Raw genomic sequence first — 16,217 nt, 5'->3', positions numbered from 1 at the left:
CCGGCGCCCCGGTCGGTCACACGTCCTGGTCGACCGGGGTGGCCGCGTCGGACGACTCGTCGCGGCGGCGGCGCGAGAACCAGAACAGGCCGGCGCCCAGGGCGAGCGCCACAACCCCCGCGATCACCCAGCCCGCGATGTCCGCGCCGGTCGGCGGCAGCGCACCACCCGGATCGGCCGGTCCCGGACCCGCAGCCGGCGGCTCTGGCGCGGGATCGGTCGGCGTCGGACCGGGTTCCGTCGGCGTGGGCGAGGGCGTCGGTGCCGGCACGCCAAGGATGGTGATCTCCGCCGCGTCGACGTTGTTCGCCTCGACCGTGTCGGGCTCGTCGTGCGCGGTCCTGCCCGTGAACGGCAGGACATCGCCCGGCTCACCGGTGGCCGCGCCCGTGACGGCATAGACCACCTGCTCGCCCGGCTGCAGCGTGCCGACGTCGAACGTCAGGGAGCCGACGACGCCGTCCGGCGGCTGCTCCATGCCGTCCGGCCACTCGATCGCGGTGCCGGAGTAATCGACGTAGCCCGCGGGCGTCTCGAGCACCGCGGTCACGCCGGTCGCGAGATCCGGCCCGTTGTTGCGCACGGTCACGGTCAGATCCGCCCGCTCGCCGTCCCGGCGCTCCTGAGTCGGGGGAGTGATCCCGATCGACACGTCGGTCGCGGGCGGCTCGACGACCGTCGCGCAGTCCTGCGACCAGTTGTTGCCGCCCGCCGTGGTGAGATCTCCGGACTCGGGATCGCTCGGATCCGTCGCCTCGCCCGCGTTCGGATCCAGGGAACCCGATCCGATCATCGCGGCGTTGCAGATCTCGTCGCCGATCTCGACGTCGGGGAGGACGCGCAGCGTGATCGTGATGATCCGCGACCGGTCGTTCGTGACCTCCTCGCCCGCGTCGAAGCCGCCGTCCCCGTCGGAATCCGTGAACTCCGACACGTCGAGCGTGCCCAGATCGCACCGGATGATCGGGTTGTCGTCCGCCGTGTTGCCGGTCGCCTCGTACACGGCGCACGTGCCGTCCGGCACGGTCGCCGACACGAACTCGGTGTTGTCCGGCACGTTGTCCGAGACGGTCACGTCGTCGGCGACCGAGGGGCCGAAGTTGTACGCCTTGATCTGCCACGTGGCCTCGCGGCCCCGCTCGATGTCATCGCCGGACGGCTCCACCAGCGTCTTGACGACCGCGGTGTCCGAGACGTGGTTGACGAACACGTCCACCGACGCGTCGTTGTTCGCGTACGTCGACTCGGGGACGTCGTTCTCGATATGGTCCGCCGTCGTGTAGGTGCCCGTCGGGGTGTCCGCCGGGACCCACATCATCACCGTGTTCGACGTGCCGGCTCCGGCAGCGAACGCGGTGGCGGATCCGCCCTGCACGCCGCAGACCAGGCGGTATTGCCGCGCCGGATCGTAGGTCGACCCCTCGAGCTCCGCGGTCGGCACCGCCGCGCCGTCGTCGGTCGTCGTGACCAGCGGGCTCGTCCACTCGTTGGAGAACGACGACGGGTTGCCGCCGCCCGGCGGCACCGGGGTGCCCGGTGGAGACTCCCAGAAGCAGTCGTTGAACGGCACGCGGGCGCTGACGGGAATGAACCCGGCCGGGAAATCCGTGTACCCGCGCGTGTTGAACGCGTCGGACGGCCCGTTGCTCGTCGCCACGCCGCTGAACGTGATCAGCTGACCGGCCGCCGGGGTCGTGGTGCTCGCGTTGGCGGTGATGGCCACGTCGGCGAGCCGTGCCACGTCGAACGGCGCGGTCGCCTGGTTGTCGCCGAGGTCCGTCTCCCAGCTCACCGCACCCGAGTTGGCCCGGTTCACCAGGGCCTCCGCCAGGCGCTCCAGCCCGCCGTCCTCCGTGTGCGCGACGGTCGGATCGAAGTCCGCGGGCACATTGGCGGTCAGGTGGATGGAGCGCTGCTCCCCGGCTCCGATCGCGAGCACCTGGCACAGCCAGGTCTCCCCGTCGGGGTCGGCTTCGTCGGGTTTGACCGGGTCCTCGAACGGACCCTCGCCGATCACGTGGGTGTCCTTTGCGTCGTAGTCCTCGCACAGCGGGTAGGTCTCGCCGTCCGCGGCCACATAGTCCGGGTTGTCCGGGTTGCCGTCGAGGGCCGGGCTGTCCGGATCCAGCGTCAGGCCGGCCGGGAACGTGTCCGTGATCAGTGCGTGCTGGACGTCGGAGGGGCCCTGGTTGAGGACGGTGAGGGTGAAGCCGATCGAGCCGCCTGCGTTCACCACGGCCTGATCGGCGGTCTTCACGAGCCGCAGGTTCGACTGTTCGATGATGTCGACCGACGTCGACGCCGTTGCGCACTCCTCGATGAACCCGCCCGCGGCCGGCGCATCGTCCGGTGCGCAGTCCGTCTCGGGGTCGAGAAGCGGTGTGCCGGGATCCTCCTCGCTCGTCGCGGGGTAGGCGATCGCCTTGTTCGGAACCTGCTCGGCCGCGCCGTCGAGCTCGTCGTCCGGCACGCCGTCGGGGTTCGCGGTGTTCCACCTCAGATTGGCCTGCGCGTCCACGGTTCCCACGATGTTGACGGTGACGGGCGAGGCCGCGGGCTCGCCGTAGCCGGCGAGGGTGCCGAGGTCGCACACCACGTGGTAGCGCGGGCCGGGGAACTCCGGCGTGAAGGTGCACAGGCCACCGGCGGAGGATGCGCTGGTCGGAACGAACCCGACGGGCAGCCAGTCGTCCAGGACGACCGACCGGGCGTCCGCGTAGCCGGAGTCCTCCTCGCGCGGAACCCGCGCCGTGATCTGGTATCCGAACTGACCGCCCGCGACGAAGGCGAGGTGATCCGGATCCGACGGATCGGGGTTCGTCGTGCCGTAGCCCGGCAGGGGGTCCTTCGTGACCTCCAGACGGGTCGCGGCCGACTCCACCTCGATCTCGTCGACCGCGCGGTTGTTGGTCGACACGGGGTCGGGAGTCGCGGACGACACCTGCACGAAGTCGAGGTAGGTGCCAGGGTCGACTGCCTGCGGGTAGTCACGCGGGTCGGTCGGCTCCGTGAACGCGTCGTTCCAGCCGTCAGCCGCGACGGGGGTGTACGCGTACGTGCCGGTGGGCTGGGCTGACGCGGGCACCGCCACCGTCGGGTCGACGGAGCCCGCGATCACGAGCTCGTAGTCGATGTCGAGCGTGCCGCCCGCGATCAGCACCCCGTCGTACGTGCACTGCAGGACGGTGGTCGTGGGCGTGCACTCCCAGAGCGGATCGTCCGTCCACCAGTCCTCGGCGTACGCATCCAGCGTGCGCGTGATCTGGAACGACGGGTTCACGGCGTCGGACGGGCCGTTGTTGCCGATCTGGAGGTGAACCGCGCGGCGGGAGCCGGGGCCGAGGTAGGTCTGGCCTGCGGGGACCCTGACGTCGAGCTCTCGCGCGACCACGTCGGCCGACTGCACGGTGGGCACGGCAGCGGTGCTGCGGTTGTTCGCCAGGTTCGGCTCGTAGACGGCGAACGCGCCGTAGTCGGCCGACACCACACCGGTGTTCGACACGGTCGGTTCGCCGTAGCCCGGCGGAAGGCTCACGGTGACGGTGAACTCCCACGTGTCGGCGCCGCTGTCGTCGAGATCGCCGGTCGGGCTCGTCGCCGTGAAGCACGCGCGCGACTCGTCGCCGGGCGCGCCCGCGGCGCCGTAGAAGCCCGCCACGCATTCGGCGTACCCGGCTTGGCCCGGGCTCAGGATCGCGGCTCCTGCGGCGTCGCTCGAGACGAAGGTCGTGCCGGCTGGGATCAGGTCGTAGTAGGTCGCGCCCACGACCGGGGCCGTGCCCTCGGTGTCGAGGCGGCTCACCGCGATCTGGAAGGGCAGCGCCGTGCCGGCCGTGGCCGGAGACGCACCAGCCGTCTTCGACACGGCGAGATCGACCACCGGGCTGCCCTGGTGCACGAACTCGGCCTCGTTGTTGGCGTCGTCCATGTCGCCCTCGGCTGCGACGCTCGCGACGTTGGTGATCGTCTCAGGCGACAGCTCGACGATGTCGTCGACGGCCGCGACCCGCAGGGTCACCGTGATCGAGTCGCCCGGAGCGATGTCGGGCAGCGCGCACGTGGCGATCCGCGCGTCGGAATCGGTGATCGTCCAGGTCCCCGCGCCGCAGCCGCTGAGATCGTCCGTGAACACGAGTTCGGCCGGCAGGTCGTCGGTGAGCACCGCGCCGCGCGCCACCGACGGCCCGGTGTTCGCGACCTCGAACTCGTAAGCGAACTCCTGCCCGCCGGTCGACGGGACCGTGGTCTGCCCGGTCGTCTTCGCCACGCTCAAATCGAACTGCGGTACCAGGGGCGTCGTGACGCTCGGGGTGTTCGTGCCCGGATCAGGGTCGATGGTGCCGGGCGGCAGCGTCGCCTCGGCCGTGTTCTCGAGTGCGCCGGCCGCCTCGGCGGCGATGGTGCCCGTGATCGTGACCGTGATGGACTGCCCGGGCGCACCCGGGGCCGTGCCGGCCTGCAGGTCGATGCCGGCGCAGGTCACGGTCTGACCCTCGACCGTGCACGTGCCGCTCGACGAGCTCGCCTGGATTCCCGTGATCGCGTCCGGCAGTGTGTCCGTGATGGTCGCGCCGACGGCGTCGGACGGGCCGTAGTTCGTCGCCCGCAGGGTGTACGTGATCTGCCGTCCCGGCACGGCAGGGTCGGGCGACGCCTCCTTGGTCATCCGGATGTCGGCGCGCGGCTCGCCGATCGTCAGCGGTGCGTCGTCGGCGTTGTTGCCGAGGTTCGGGTCGGGCGTGACGGCCGCCCCGCGCACCGAGTTGAACGCGGCAACGGCGCCCGCCGCGAGAGCGGGGCTGAGGACGCCCGTCACCGTCATGGTCGCGGTCTCGCCGACCGCCAGGGTCGCGAGGCTGCAGAGCGCGGACGCCCCGGTCGGCGCGCATGTCCCACCCGTGCCGCCCGTGATCGAGGCCCCGGTGACGGTGGCGGACGCCCTCGCCGCCAGCGTGTCGTACAGCACCACGCTGCGGGCGAGCGACGGGCCGTCATTGCGTGCGGTGATCGTCCACGTCACCTCCGTGCCGGGGACGACCGGATCCGTCGGTCCCGCCTTCTCGACGACGATGTCGGCTGACGTGTTCAGCGCGACGGTGTCGGAGGAGACGTTGTTGGCCGGGACGTTGTCGTACGAGTCGGTCGTGACCGTCGCGACATTGCTCAGCGAGGTCGCGCTCGTGTCGGATGCGGTCCTGCCGACGAGCGTCACGGTGCGGGTGCCGCCATCCTCCAGCGTGCCGAAGTCGCACCTCAGCGCGCCGTCGGCGATCGCGCAGCCCTCGACGGCGGGGGCGATCGCGACGTCGAGCCAGCCCTCGGGGAGCGGATCGGTGACCACGGTGTTCACGGCCGGGTTCGGGCCCTCGTTCACCACTGTCAGGGTCGCACTGACCTCGGCGCCTGCGGGCGCGGAATCCGGGCTCATCTCCTTCGTGATCGCCACGTCGGCCTGCTGCGCGACCTCGACGGCTGCGGGATTCGTCTGGTACGACGCCGGCGTGTCCGTGGTCTCGGTGACGTAGCCGAGGTTCGCCTGGTTCGTCACGGTCGTGCCGCCCGAGTCGTCGTCAAGCGTCACGTCGAAGGCATAGGCCTGTCGCGAGGTGCCGTCGTCGTTGCAGGAAGCGGTGCCCGAGCACGCCATGCGCCCGCCGCCCGTCGCCGTCGATCCGGCCCCCAGCCCCACGGTGATCGTGCGGGACGCCGCGTCATAGCCGCTGTCGGGCAGGGCGGCGATCGTGGCGCCGGTCGCGGGATCCACCCGGCGCAGCGAGCCCGGCACGAACGTGGTGTCCGCCGGCAGCGGGTCGGTCGAGACGACGTCGGTCGCGGCATCGAGGCCCGTGTTGTTCATGGTGACCGTATAGGTCAGACGGTCGCCCGGACGAGCGGGGCTGTTGCCGTCCGCGTTCGTGACCGTCTTGGTCGAGGTCGAGTAGTCGGGAGCGTAGAGGTTGATCGCCAAACCTACGGCACCGGGGTAGTACACGTCACCGTTCGACGAGAACGTGAATCTCGCACTCGTGGCGCTGTTCGGGATCACGCCCGAGACACCGAAGTTCTTGATGTCGAATCCGAGCATGTTGCGGTGAGCCGGATTACGGGTGCCGGTGAGCGAGCCGTTCATGTCGTTGGTGCTGTTGAAGAAGTTCGAACCGGGCGAGGCGCCCGACGCGAGCTGAGTGTTGTTCAGCATCGTGTAGTCACCGGTGAGGGTGAGATCGCCCTCGTACGACAGCATCGTCAGCTGCGCGTCGACGTTGCCGCTCGGAGGGGCGAGGAAGCCCGACACCGTGACCGTGCGCTGGCCGGCCGCGCCCTGTCGGATGAGCTCGAAGCCGTCGAACACCGTCAGGTTGCGCAACGGCATGCCGGGCGCCGAATAGACCACGGTCATCGCCCACCCTGCGTACCTGTCGGCTCCGAGGCCCGCCGCGACGTCCGCTCCCCAATACGTGCCGCTGCCCTGCTGCTGCACGAGCGATGTGATGTCGAAGAAGCCCTGGTACGCGTTGTAGCTGCTCGTATTGGGGCCGAAGAAGTACTCGGCGCTGAGCTCCCGGTAGGTGGTGCCGTCTCGCGGGCCGCGGAACTTCATCGTCCGCGCATCGGCCTGCGTGACGTTCGAGGCGTTCGTGGCGCCCGTCAGACGGGCGCCCCAGTACAGACCCGCCCAGATGACCGTGGCGCCCGCGGGCAGGTTCAGATCGGATGAAGACGAGTTGCGCGTGCCGCCCAGGCCGTCCACGTCGAGGTCGGCCATCGCGAAGTTGTTGTTGTCGGCGTTGCGCTGTCCGGACTGCGTCTGCGCACAGTTCGCGCCCGAGCAGCTCAGCAGGTTGTTCCCGATCGACAGGATCGCGCCGTTGGCGTTCCAGGAACGCCGCCCGCCCACGGGGTTGCCCTGCAGTGGCGTCGAAGAGCGGTTCACCGATTCGAAGGCGACCGTGTCGGCGGCGCCGGCCGACTGGGGCAGCGCGACCAGGCTCGTGAACGCGAGCATGAGCGCCGCGAGAGCGGCGACACCGGCTCGGGGGAGGCTCCTCCTGCGCGTGCGAAGCTTTCCGGTCCGACCGGTGCGGAGATCCATGCGCCACCACCCTCTCTCACGGGCGAGGATAGGGACCGTCATGTCCGAAGTACAGAGGGCTCTGGTGCCGATGTCGGCAAGCGCGCCGCAGTGTGCGCCTCGTTCGCGCGGATCGCGGGCTTCGAGGCGCGGAAGCCGAGCCGGCCGGCGGTACCGCAGGCGCCTGCGCGGATCATCCGCCCAGGCCTCGCGTGATAAAGTCGCCCTTTGGAAGCGTGTCCGAGCGGCCGAAGGAGCATGGCTGGAATCCATGTAGGCGGGGTAACTCGTCTCGCAGGTTCAAATCCTGTCGCTTCCGCTCCGTGAAGAAGCCCCGCACCTCGTGCGGGGCTTCTTCCGTTCTGCGAGAGGGGCTCCGCGGGGAGGACGAAGCGGAGCGAATCCCCCCGCGGTCAGAGTTCCGTCACGCGCGGGCGCACGACGAGCGAGCGCGGCAGCAGCGACGCGCGCAGCCGCTCGCCGCCCGCGGGAAGCAGCGCGTGGCGCGCCCGCGTGAGCGCGCTCGCGAGCTCCGGTCCCGCGGATCCGGATGCCTCGGAGCGCCCCGTCGGCGCGAAGCTCGCCCGCTCGATGCCCGCCACGAGCGGGTCCAGAGCCGACGACGGCACGCCGTGGTCGCGCGTGAGGTGCGCCGCGAACACCCGCGGCGACTCGCTCTCGTCGACCGTGAGGCCGCCGTCGATCACCAGATCCTGCAGCTCGCGCCACGCCGCGCCGGCGTCGCCCCGGCGCGCGGCGGCGAGTCGCATCCGCCAGCGCGCGGCGCGGACGACGGCGGGCACGACCAGCAGCAGCAGAGCGCCCGCGACGATCGCGAGCCCCCGCAGGAGCGCCGCGGGGTCGAACACGGAGCCGGTTGGGGCGCTCGCATCGCCTGTGTCGCGCTCCAGCTCGCGCGACGCGGTGGGCGCCGGGCTCGGCGCCTGCGACACATCCGGTCCGGTGGTCGGCGCGGCACCCGGCGCGGCCTCCGAACGCAGCGACGTGGGCGTGCCGAGGCCGATGGTCGGCTCGAACGGGACCCAGCCGATGCCGTCCAGGTAGGTCTCGGGCCATGCGTGAAGCTGCGAGCCGAGCACCGCGTACACGTCCTGGTCGTCGACCTCGTCTCCGGTCGCGGTGCCGGGCAGGAACCCGACGACCACGCGCGCGGGGATGCCCAGCGAGCGCGCCATGACCGCGAAGGTCGACGCGAAGTGCGTGCAGTAGCCGCTGCGGACCTCGAGGAACCGCTGGATCGCGTCCATGCCGGATCCGTCGAAGCCCTCCTCCACCGGCGCCTCGAGCGAATACGTGAACCCGCCGCCGCTGCGGAACCACGACTGCATCGCGACCAGCGCGTCGTAGGCGTTCGTCGCGTCGCCGATCACCTCGCGCGTCTGCGCCCGGATCTCCGCCGCGACCGCCTCGTCCGGCAGCGCGAGCGCGTTGAACGAGTAGTTCCTGCCGTCGCCGGGGTGGGAGAGGAAGTCCTCGGACCCGCCCTCGACGCGCGGCATCACGTCGCGGGCCCGCTCGCGCGAGGTCTGCGGATCCTGCGACACCACGACGTAGCGCTGCCCGAGCGCGCTCGTCGTGTCGCTCGTGACCGTGCGGTTCAGGTCGTTCGCCGTCCACTGCCCGACCAGCCCCGTGACCTCGGTCGCGGGGTACGGGACGGGCAGATACTCGCCGGTGAGGCGCGTGATCTCGACGGTCGTCGTGCGCTCCACGACGGTGAGGCCGCGCTCCACCGGCGGGAAGTCGAGCGTGCCGCGCGGCGTGCCGTCGGGCGACCAGGTCTCCCCGTCGAACTGCGTGAGCGTGGCGACGCGCAGATACGGCGGCGACGAGCCGTCGGTCCGCAGCCGCAGCACCTCGACGTCGGCGGGTCGGCGCAGGTCGTCGCCCAGGTCGAGCGAGGCCGAGATCGTGGAGGTGCGTCCGACGCCGCCGCCGGCGGGCTCGGGAAGAGGAACCCCCGGCGCGAGGATGAGCGCGGCGACGACGGAGCCGATGCCCAGCACGGCCGCCCACGTCGACGCGACCCTGCCCGCCTCCATGCCGGGGCGGCGCGAGCGGATCTCCGTGCGCACGAGCCAGAGGATCGCCGCGATCAGGATCACGGCGGAGAGCAGATCCGGGTCTCCCGGCACGGCGAGCTGCGGGATCACGAACACGCCGATGAGGAGGAGTGCGGCCAGCAGCGGCAGCCGCGCCTCGCGCACGATGAGCCCGACGAGGAACGCGAGCAGGCCCCCGGCCGCGATCAGCACGAACGCGAACTCGCGGCTGGGCTCCATGGGGGCGACGCCCTCGACGACCTCCGCCGCGACGAGATCCATGACGCGCGGCAGATCGCCCAGCACGTCGAAGGTGGGCAGCAGGCCGAGCAGGGAGTCATCGTGCCCGAGCGCGATCGTGGCGCACATCGCCCACACGAGCAGCTCGCCCGCCGCGGCGAGCAGGGCGGGAACGCCCGCGCGCCGCAGGGCGTAGTCGGCCAGCAGCACGAGCGAGACGGTCAGGACCGCCCCTCCGAACCACGTCGGCAGGATCAGTCGCGCGATCGGCAGCATCGCGGCGAGCGTCGCGATCCCCGCGCCGATCGTGAGCGCGAGGTCGCCGCGCGCGCCGCGCGCGGCCTGCGGCGCGCGGCGCGGAGCGCTCCGCTGCGCACCCGCGCTCTCGAGTCGCGGGGCCCGGTTCGCATCCGACCGGGGGGCTGCGGGAGCCTCAGTGACCGCCATGCGCACTCACCGCCTCGTGTCGCACATCCTGCTCCGCCCGCGTCGCCGCGACCCACGCGGCCTCGACATCACGGTCGAGCCGCGCGGCGTGCCATCCGGCCCGGGTCGCGCGCTCGAGCGCGCCGCCCTGAGGATCCGCGCACAGCAGCACGGCGCGCGAGGCCTGCGCCACGACCGCGCCGAGCCCCGCGACATCCTCGTCCGTCACGCGACCGGCGACCAGGATCACCGGCGCGGCCGACCAGTTCGCCAGAGACGTCGACATCCGCTGCAGCGTGTCCTCGCCGCGCGGCGCGACGGACGCGAACGTCACCAGCAGGTCGGACATGTCCTCGTGCGACTCGACGAGCGCGATCGGTGCGCCGTCGCTGTCCATCACGCTCACCGAGTAGCCGTCCCGCGCGAGGCTCCACGCGGCCGACACGCACAGTGTGACGGCCGTCTCGAACCGCACGTCGCGGTTGTGCGGCGCATCGTGCCCCCAGCGGGTCATGCCGCGGTCGAACACGACGATCGCACGAGGCGTCGTCTCGCGCTCCTCCTCGCGCACCATGAACGACCCGTGGTGCGCGGATGCGCGCCAGTGGATGCGGCGCATCGAGTCGCCGGGCGCATACGGCCGCGGGATCAGGTTGTCCGCTCCCTGTCCGTGCCTGCCCGTCGTCACCTGCGAGCTGCCGCTCGCGCCGGGGGAGCCGGGCAGGGCGGGAAGCGGCACGACGGCCGGCACGATCGTCACGGGCGTGCGCATCCCGATCGTCGTGCGCCGCCGGGCGAGGCCGAACGGGTCCACCGCCGCCGTCTGCAGCGGTCCCACCGTGTGACGACCGCGCCGCATGCCCATCACGGCATACGACACGTGCAGCGTGCCGCGGCCTCCCGGCGGCAGCTCCCCGGTGGGGCCGTCGGGCGCGCCGTCCTCGGCGACCGGGCGGAGCGCCTCCGGCAGGCCGTCGCGCCAGGTGCCGCCAGGCACCGGGCGCGCCGACAGCAGCAGCCGCGCCTCGACGCGAGAGACGCCGCCGACGCTCGCGACATCGGTCGACAGCGAGCGGTCGACATCCGCGACCCGTCCCGCGAGGCGCAGCGACACCCAGCCCGCGCCGACGAGCAGCAGCAGCGTCAGGCCGAAGATCGCGAGCTCGACGCGTCCGAGCGCGATCGCGAGGACCAGCAGCGCGGCGCCCAGCAGCACCGCCCCCAGGCCGCGCCGGGTCAGCGGCGCGCCGCCGAGCGGGCGGGACCACCGTCCCTCGGAGCCTGGTGCGCGTGCCATGACCGTGTCCGGATCAGCGCACGGCGAGCGGCACCCGCACGGACGCCGCGATCGTCTTGAGGATGGGCGGCACAGGATCGCCCGCGCGATGCGCGCCCGACGCGCTGCGAGAGGGGATGAGCCGGTGTGCGAACACGGGCTCGAGGAGGTCGGCCACGTCGTCGGGGATGACGAACGAGCGGCCGTCGAGCGCGGCCCACACCTTCGCCGCGCGCACGAGCTGCAGTGTCGCGCGGGGGAGGCGCCGAGGCGCAGGTCGGGGTGCGCTCGCGTCGCCTGAGCGAGCGCGATCGCGTACTCCTCGATCGCGGGGGCCACGTGCACGGAGCGGGCGAACCCGATCAGCGCCGCGACCTCCTCGACCGACACGACGGGACGCAGCGCCGCGAGCGGGTTCGCGGTGTCGCGCTGGCGCAGCATGAGGGCCTCGGCCTGCGCGTCGGGGTAGCCCATGGAGATGCGCAGCATGAAGCGGTCGCGCTGCGCCTCGGGCAGCGGATACGTGCCCTCCATCTCGAGCGGGTTCTGGGTCGCGACGACCAGGAACGGATCCGGCAGCGTGTGCGAGGTGCCGTCGACCGTCACCTGGCGCTCCTCCATCGCCTCCAGCAGCGCCGACTGCGTCTTGGGGGAGGAGCGGTTGATCTCGTCCGCGATCACGATGTTGGCGAACACCGCACCGGGCGTGAAGGTGAATTCGCGCGTGGCCGGATTGAACACCGACACGCCCGTCACGTCGCTGGGGAGCAGATCGGGCGTGAACTGGATGCGCCGCACGCGCGCCTGGATCGATGCGGCGACGGCCCGCGCGAGCACGGTCTTCCCCACGCCCGGCACGTCCTCGATCAGAAGATGCCCCTCCGCCAGCAGCGCCACGAGCGCCATCCGCACGGCGTGCGGCTTGCCGTCGATCACCGAGGCGACGGACCGGACGATGCCGTCCGTCGTCTGCTGGAAGCGCTCCGGGGTGAGGGGATCGGGCACGGGCGCTCCTTCGATCGTCTAAACTGGTGGAAGCTCTCCGCGTGGCGACATCCAGGCCAACTCCCCCAGGACGGAAACGTAGCAAGGGTAACCGGGCTCTGTCGGGTACGCGGAGAGTCTTTCTTTTTCGCGGCGACTGTGCAGGATCGCCGCGTCGATCGAGCGCCCTCTCGGGATGCGGACGGCCGGATCACGCGACGATGCGTGATCCGGCCGTTCTCGTGCAGGACCGTTCGGGTTCGGCCCTCGGGGCGGTCGTCGCCCCGCGCCTCAGTCCGCGCCGACCGAGATCGCCTGTGCGGTCTCGAGCTCCGTCTCCTCGCGGCCGTCCGCACGCGACAGGTGCCGGCGTCCCGTCGCGATGAGCGCCGCCGAGATCAGCAGCACGACGACGCCCACCACGAACGGCGCCGCGGTCGAGTCGAACACGGTCTCGCCCAGCCATGACGCGAGCGGCGGGGCGATCGCACCGCCCAGGAACCGCACGCCCGAGTACGTGCTCGAGGCCACCGAACGCGGCAGGTCCGTCGCATCCATCGACACCTCGGTCAGGACGGTGTTCATGATGCCGAGCAGCAGGCCGCCGACCACGACGAGCACGATCAGCGCGGTCGCGCTCCCCGCAAGCAGGGCCATCAGCCCCTCCACGACCGCGAGCGCCGGCAGCACGATCATCAGCACGGTCGTGCGCCGCAGCCGCGCGGTCAGGGCCGGCGCGACGAACACCGACGTGACCGCCACCGCGAGCCCCCAGCCGAAGAAGATCCAGCCGAGCGTCATGGCGTCGTCCATGCCGAGGGGGACCAGGGCGAACGGCGTCCACGCCAGCAGCACGAAGAACCCCATGTTGTAGAACAGCGCCGCGAACGCCACGACCCGCAGCGAGCGGTTGCCGAGCGCGCGGAACGGCGCGGACAGCGCGGTCGGCTGGGGCGCGGTCTTCGGCGTCCGCAGGAGAGCCGCGACCGCGGTGAACCCCACGGCCATGAGCACGGCGGTGCCGAAGAACGGCGCGCGCCACGAGATGCTGCCGAGCAGCCCGCCCAGCAGCGGTCCGATCGCCAGGCCGATGCCCAGCGCCGCCTCGTACAGGATGATCGCGCCCGCCGTGCCGCCGGTCGACGCTCCGATGATCGCCGCGAGCGCCGTCGAGATGAACAGCGCGTTGCCGAGCCCCCAGCCCGCGCGGAAGCCGATCACGCCGCCTACGGAGTCGGCGAGGCCCGCGAGCGCCGCGAACACGACGATCACGCCCAGGCCGATCAGGAGCGTCCGCTTGGCCCCGATGCGGCTCGACAGCCAGGACGTGAAGAACATCGCGCCGCCGGTGATCAGCAGATAGGTCGTGAACAGCAGGGACGTCTCGGTGCTCGTGGCGTGCAGCTCGCGGGCGATGGCGGGCAGGATCGGGTCCACGAGGCCGATGCCCATGAAGGACACGACGCACGCGAAGGCGATCGCCCAGACGGCGAGAGGCTGCTTCAGGATGCCGCCGCCCGCGGGGGCATGGGGGGAGGTGTTCACTCGACTCCGTTCGTGGGTTCTGCCGTGCGGGCGTTCAGCAGCGCGGCCGTGGTGTGGATGGCGCGCCAGTCGTCGTCCGTGAGGTCCGCGAAGCGTGGCGCCAGCACCTGCCGGACGGTCGCGAACCAGTCGTCGCGCGCGTCGCGGCCGGCGTCGGTGATCCGGATCACGACCGCGCGGGCATCCGCCGGATCCGGGGCCTTCTCGACCAGGCCCGCGCCAGACATCAGATCGACCAGTCGCGTCATCCCGGGTTGCGTGACGCGCGCGGCGGACGCGAGCGCGCCCAGGCGCAGGGGGCCGCTCTCCTCCAGGATCGACAGCGCCCGCCATTGCGCGGCGGGGGTCGTCGACCCGGCGGTGCGCGCCACGACGCGCCCGAGCCGGTGCGCGGCGGCCAGCACGTCGGTGAGGGCCTCCAGGTTTTGCATACTCAAAGTATATAACTTCAGTATCGAAGGAGCTCCTGTCCCCGCGACCCATGCCGCGCCTAGGCTGACCGTGTGGCGAGGAGCATCTACATCACCTCCGCGGAGGGGCACTCCGGCAAGTCCACGATCGCGCTCGGGGTGCTCGACGCCCTGAGCCGCGCGACGCCCAAGGTGGGGGTGTTCCGACCGATCGCCCGCTCGACGGTCGAGCGCGACTACGTGCTCGAGCTGCTGCTGAGCCACGACGGCGTCGATCTCGCGTACGACGAGTGCGTGGGCGTCACGTACGACGACGTGCGCGCCGACCCGGAGGCGGCGCTCGGCACGATCGTCGCCCGCTTCAAGGCCGTCGAGGCGCAGTGCGATGCCGTGATCGTGGTCGGCAGCGACTACACGGACGTCGGCAGCCCCGCCGAGCTCGCGTACAACGCGCGCATCGCCGCGAACCTCGGCACGCCCGTGCTGCTGGTGCTCGGCGGCCGTGCCCAGCAGGGACAGGCCGAGCAGCTCGGCACGACGACCGCGCGCACCGCCGACGAGGTCGCCCAGCTCGCCCGCCTGGCGCTTCCCGAGCTGCAGCGCGGCCGCGCCGAGCTCGCCGCGCTCGTCGTGAACCGCGCCGACCCGGACCGCCTCGCCCACATCACGTCCGAGGTCTCTTCCGCCGTCGGCTCCGACGTCCCCGTGTGGGCGCTCCCCGAGGACCGCATGCTCGTCGCCCCGTCGATGCAGGACATCCTGCGCGCGCTCGACGGCGCGCTGCTGAAGGGCGACGAGCAGCTGCTCACGCGCGAGGCGCTGGGTGTCGTGATCGCGGGCATGTCGATGGTCAACGTGCTGCCGCGCCTGACCGACGGCGCGGTGGTCGTGATCCCCGCCGACCGCACCGAGGTGCTCGTCGCGGCGCTGCTCGCGAACCAGTCGGGGACGTTCCCGAAGCTCACCGGCATCGTCCTGAACGGTCCCTTCCCCGTGCCCGAGGACGTGCTGCGTCTGATCGACGGGCTCGGATCGTCTCTGCCGATCGTGACGACGGATCTCGGCACGTATGAGACCGCCGTGCGCGTCATGGGCGCGCGCGGGCGCGCGTCCGGATCCGGTCGCCGGTTCGACACCGCCCTGGCGATGTTCGAGCAGCACGTCGACATCGCCGAGCTCACGCGCGTGCTGGGCGTTGCCCGGGCCACGGTCGTGACGCCGCTGATGTTCGAGTACGGGCTGATCGAGCGGGCCCGCGCCGACCGCCGCCACATCGTGCTGCCGGAGGGCGGCGACGACCGCGTCCTGAAGGCCGCTGCGTCGCTGCTGACGCGCGGGGTCGCCGAGCTGACGATCCTGGGCGAGCCCGACGCGATCCGCTCGCGCGCGACCGAGCTCGGCCTCGACCTCGCCGACGCGCACCTGGTCAGCCCGTTCGATCCGGAGCTCGTCGAGCGCTTCGCGACCGAGTACGCCCAGCTGCGCGCGCACAAGGGCGTCACGTACGAGAAGGCCGCGGACACCGTGACCGATGTGTCGTACTTCGGCACGATGATGGTCCACCTCGGGCTCGCCGACGGCATGGTGTCGGGGGCCGCGCACACGACGGCGCACACCATCCGGCCCGCGTTCGAGATCATCAAGACCAAGCCCGGGGTGTCCGTCGTCTCGAGCGTGTTCCTGATGGCCCTGCAGGATCGCGTGCTCGTCTACGGAGACTGCGCCGTGATCCCGGATCCCACGAGCGAGCAGCTCGCCGACATCGCCATCTCGTCGGCCGCGACCGCCGCGCAGTTCGGGGTCGAGCCGCGGGTGGCGATGCTGTCGTACTCGACGGGCGAGAGCGGATCGGGCGCGGACGTCGAGAAGGTGCGTCTCGCGACCCAGCTGGCGCGGGAGCGCGCGCCCGAGCTGCCGCTCGAGGGGCCCATCCAGTACGACGCGGCCGCGGACGCCGCGGTCGCGAAGGCCAAGCTGCCGCAGTCCGAGGTCGCCGGTCGCGCGACGGTGTTCGTCTTCCCCGACCTCAACACGGGCAACAACACCTACAAGGCCGTGCAGCGCTCGGCCGGAGCGGTCGCGATCGGTCCCGTGCTGCAGGGCCTGAACAAGCCGATCAACGACCTCTCGCGCGGTGCGCTCGTGGGCGACATCGTCAACACGGTCGCGATCACGGCGATCCAGGCCCAGCAGGAGTGAGC

At 71.8% G+C, this 16,217-nt stretch carries 5 protein-coding genes, 1 tRNA gene, 1 other RNA gene and 2 pseudogenes; 3 read left to right on the top strand and 6 right to left on the bottom strand.

Going from position 1 to position 16,217, the window contains the following annotated elements; genetic code table 11:
* Positions 1-16 precede the first annotated feature (16 nt).
* The gene (locus tag BJP60_RS12680; RefSeq protein WP_203136141.1) at positions 17-7,093 is read right to left on the bottom strand and encodes a DUF11 domain-containing protein; all 7,077 of its coding nucleotides are present in this window, start codon (positions 7,091-7,093) and stop codon (positions 17-19) included.
* 209 nt (positions 7,094-7,302) lie between these two features.
* Between BJP60_RS12680 and BJP60_RS12675 the strand changes: the two genes are divergently transcribed.
* Positions 7,303-7,391: transfer RNA gene (locus BJP60_RS12675), tRNA-Ser, on the top strand.
* A 94-nt stretch (positions 7,392-7,485) separates the two neighbouring features.
* Here the strand turns inward: BJP60_RS12675 and BJP60_RS12670 are convergent.
* The 3 genes and pseudogenes from BJP60_RS12670 to BJP60_RS12660 all read right to left on the bottom strand — a co-directional run bounded on the left by BJP60_RS12670 (position 7,486) and on the right by BJP60_RS12660 (position 12,082).
* Positions 7,486-9,822 (bottom strand): transglutaminase family protein, encoded by a 2,337-nt coding sequence (locus BJP60_RS12670; RefSeq protein ID WP_203136139.1) that lies wholly within the window; start codon positions 9,820-9,822, stop codon positions 7,486-7,488.
* Positions 9,809-10,432 (bottom strand): annotated as a pseudogene (locus tag BJP60_RS15335) (DUF58 domain-containing protein); the annotation flags it as partial. The pseudogene BJP60_RS15335 and the gene BJP60_RS12670, both read right to left, overlap by 14 nt.
* Before the next feature lie 679 nt (positions 10,433-11,111).
* Positions 11,112-12,082, bottom strand: a pseudogene (locus BJP60_RS12660) (AAA family ATPase).
* Positions 12,083-12,110: 28 nt separating this feature from the next.
* On the opposite strand from BJP60_RS12660, the gene ffs reads away from it, so the two are divergent.
* Positions 12,111-12,207: signal recognition particle sRNA small type (gene ffs, locus BJP60_RS12655), an RNA gene on the top strand.
* Between the two features lie 145 nt (positions 12,208-12,352).
* On the opposite strand, the gene BJP60_RS12650 is transcribed toward ffs, so the two are convergent.
* A complete protein-coding gene (locus tag BJP60_RS12650) occupies positions 12,353-13,606 on the bottom strand; it encodes an MFS transporter (protein WP_238439429.1) in 1,254 nt (417 codons plus the stop codon).
* Positions 13,603-14,037, bottom strand: coding sequence for a MarR family winged helix-turn-helix transcriptional regulator (locus BJP60_RS12645; protein ID WP_203136136.1), 435 nt, complete (start codon positions 14,035-14,037; stop codon positions 13,603-13,605). The genes BJP60_RS12650 and BJP60_RS12645 overlap by 4 nt, the downstream gene beginning before the upstream one ends.
* Positions 14,038-14,109: 72 nt before the next feature.
* Between BJP60_RS12645 and pta the strand changes: the two genes are divergently transcribed.
* Positions 14,110-16,215 (top strand): phosphate acetyltransferase, encoded by a 2,106-nt coding sequence (gene pta / locus BJP60_RS12640; RefSeq protein WP_203136135.1) that lies wholly within the window; start codon positions 14,110-14,112, stop codon positions 16,213-16,215.
* The last annotated feature ends 2 nt before the right edge of the window (positions 16,216-16,217 follow it).

Source organism: Microbacterium sp. JZ31, from assembly GCF_016805985.1.
In the GTDB taxonomy this organism is placed as follows: Bacteria; Actinomycetota; Actinomycetes; order Actinomycetales; family Microbacteriaceae; genus Microbacterium.
The sequence above is the reverse complement of the archived record's forward strand: the minus strand, read 5'-3'. Positions and strand labels throughout refer to the sequence as shown.

Excerpts from the sequence above, each read along its gene's own strand:
- BJP60_RS12670 (WP_203136139.1), bottom strand. The coding sequence starts at position 9,822 with ATGGCGGTCACTGAGGCTCCCGCAGCCCCCCGGTCGGATGCGAACCGG.
- BJP60_RS12680 (WP_203136141.1), bottom strand. The coding sequence starts at position 7,093 with ATGGATCTCCGCACCGGTCGGACCGGAAAGCTTCGCACGCGCAGGAGG.
- BJP60_RS12645 (WP_203136136.1), bottom strand. The coding sequence starts at position 14,037 with ATGCAAAACCTGGAGGCCCTCACCGACGTGCTGGCCGCCGCGCACCGG.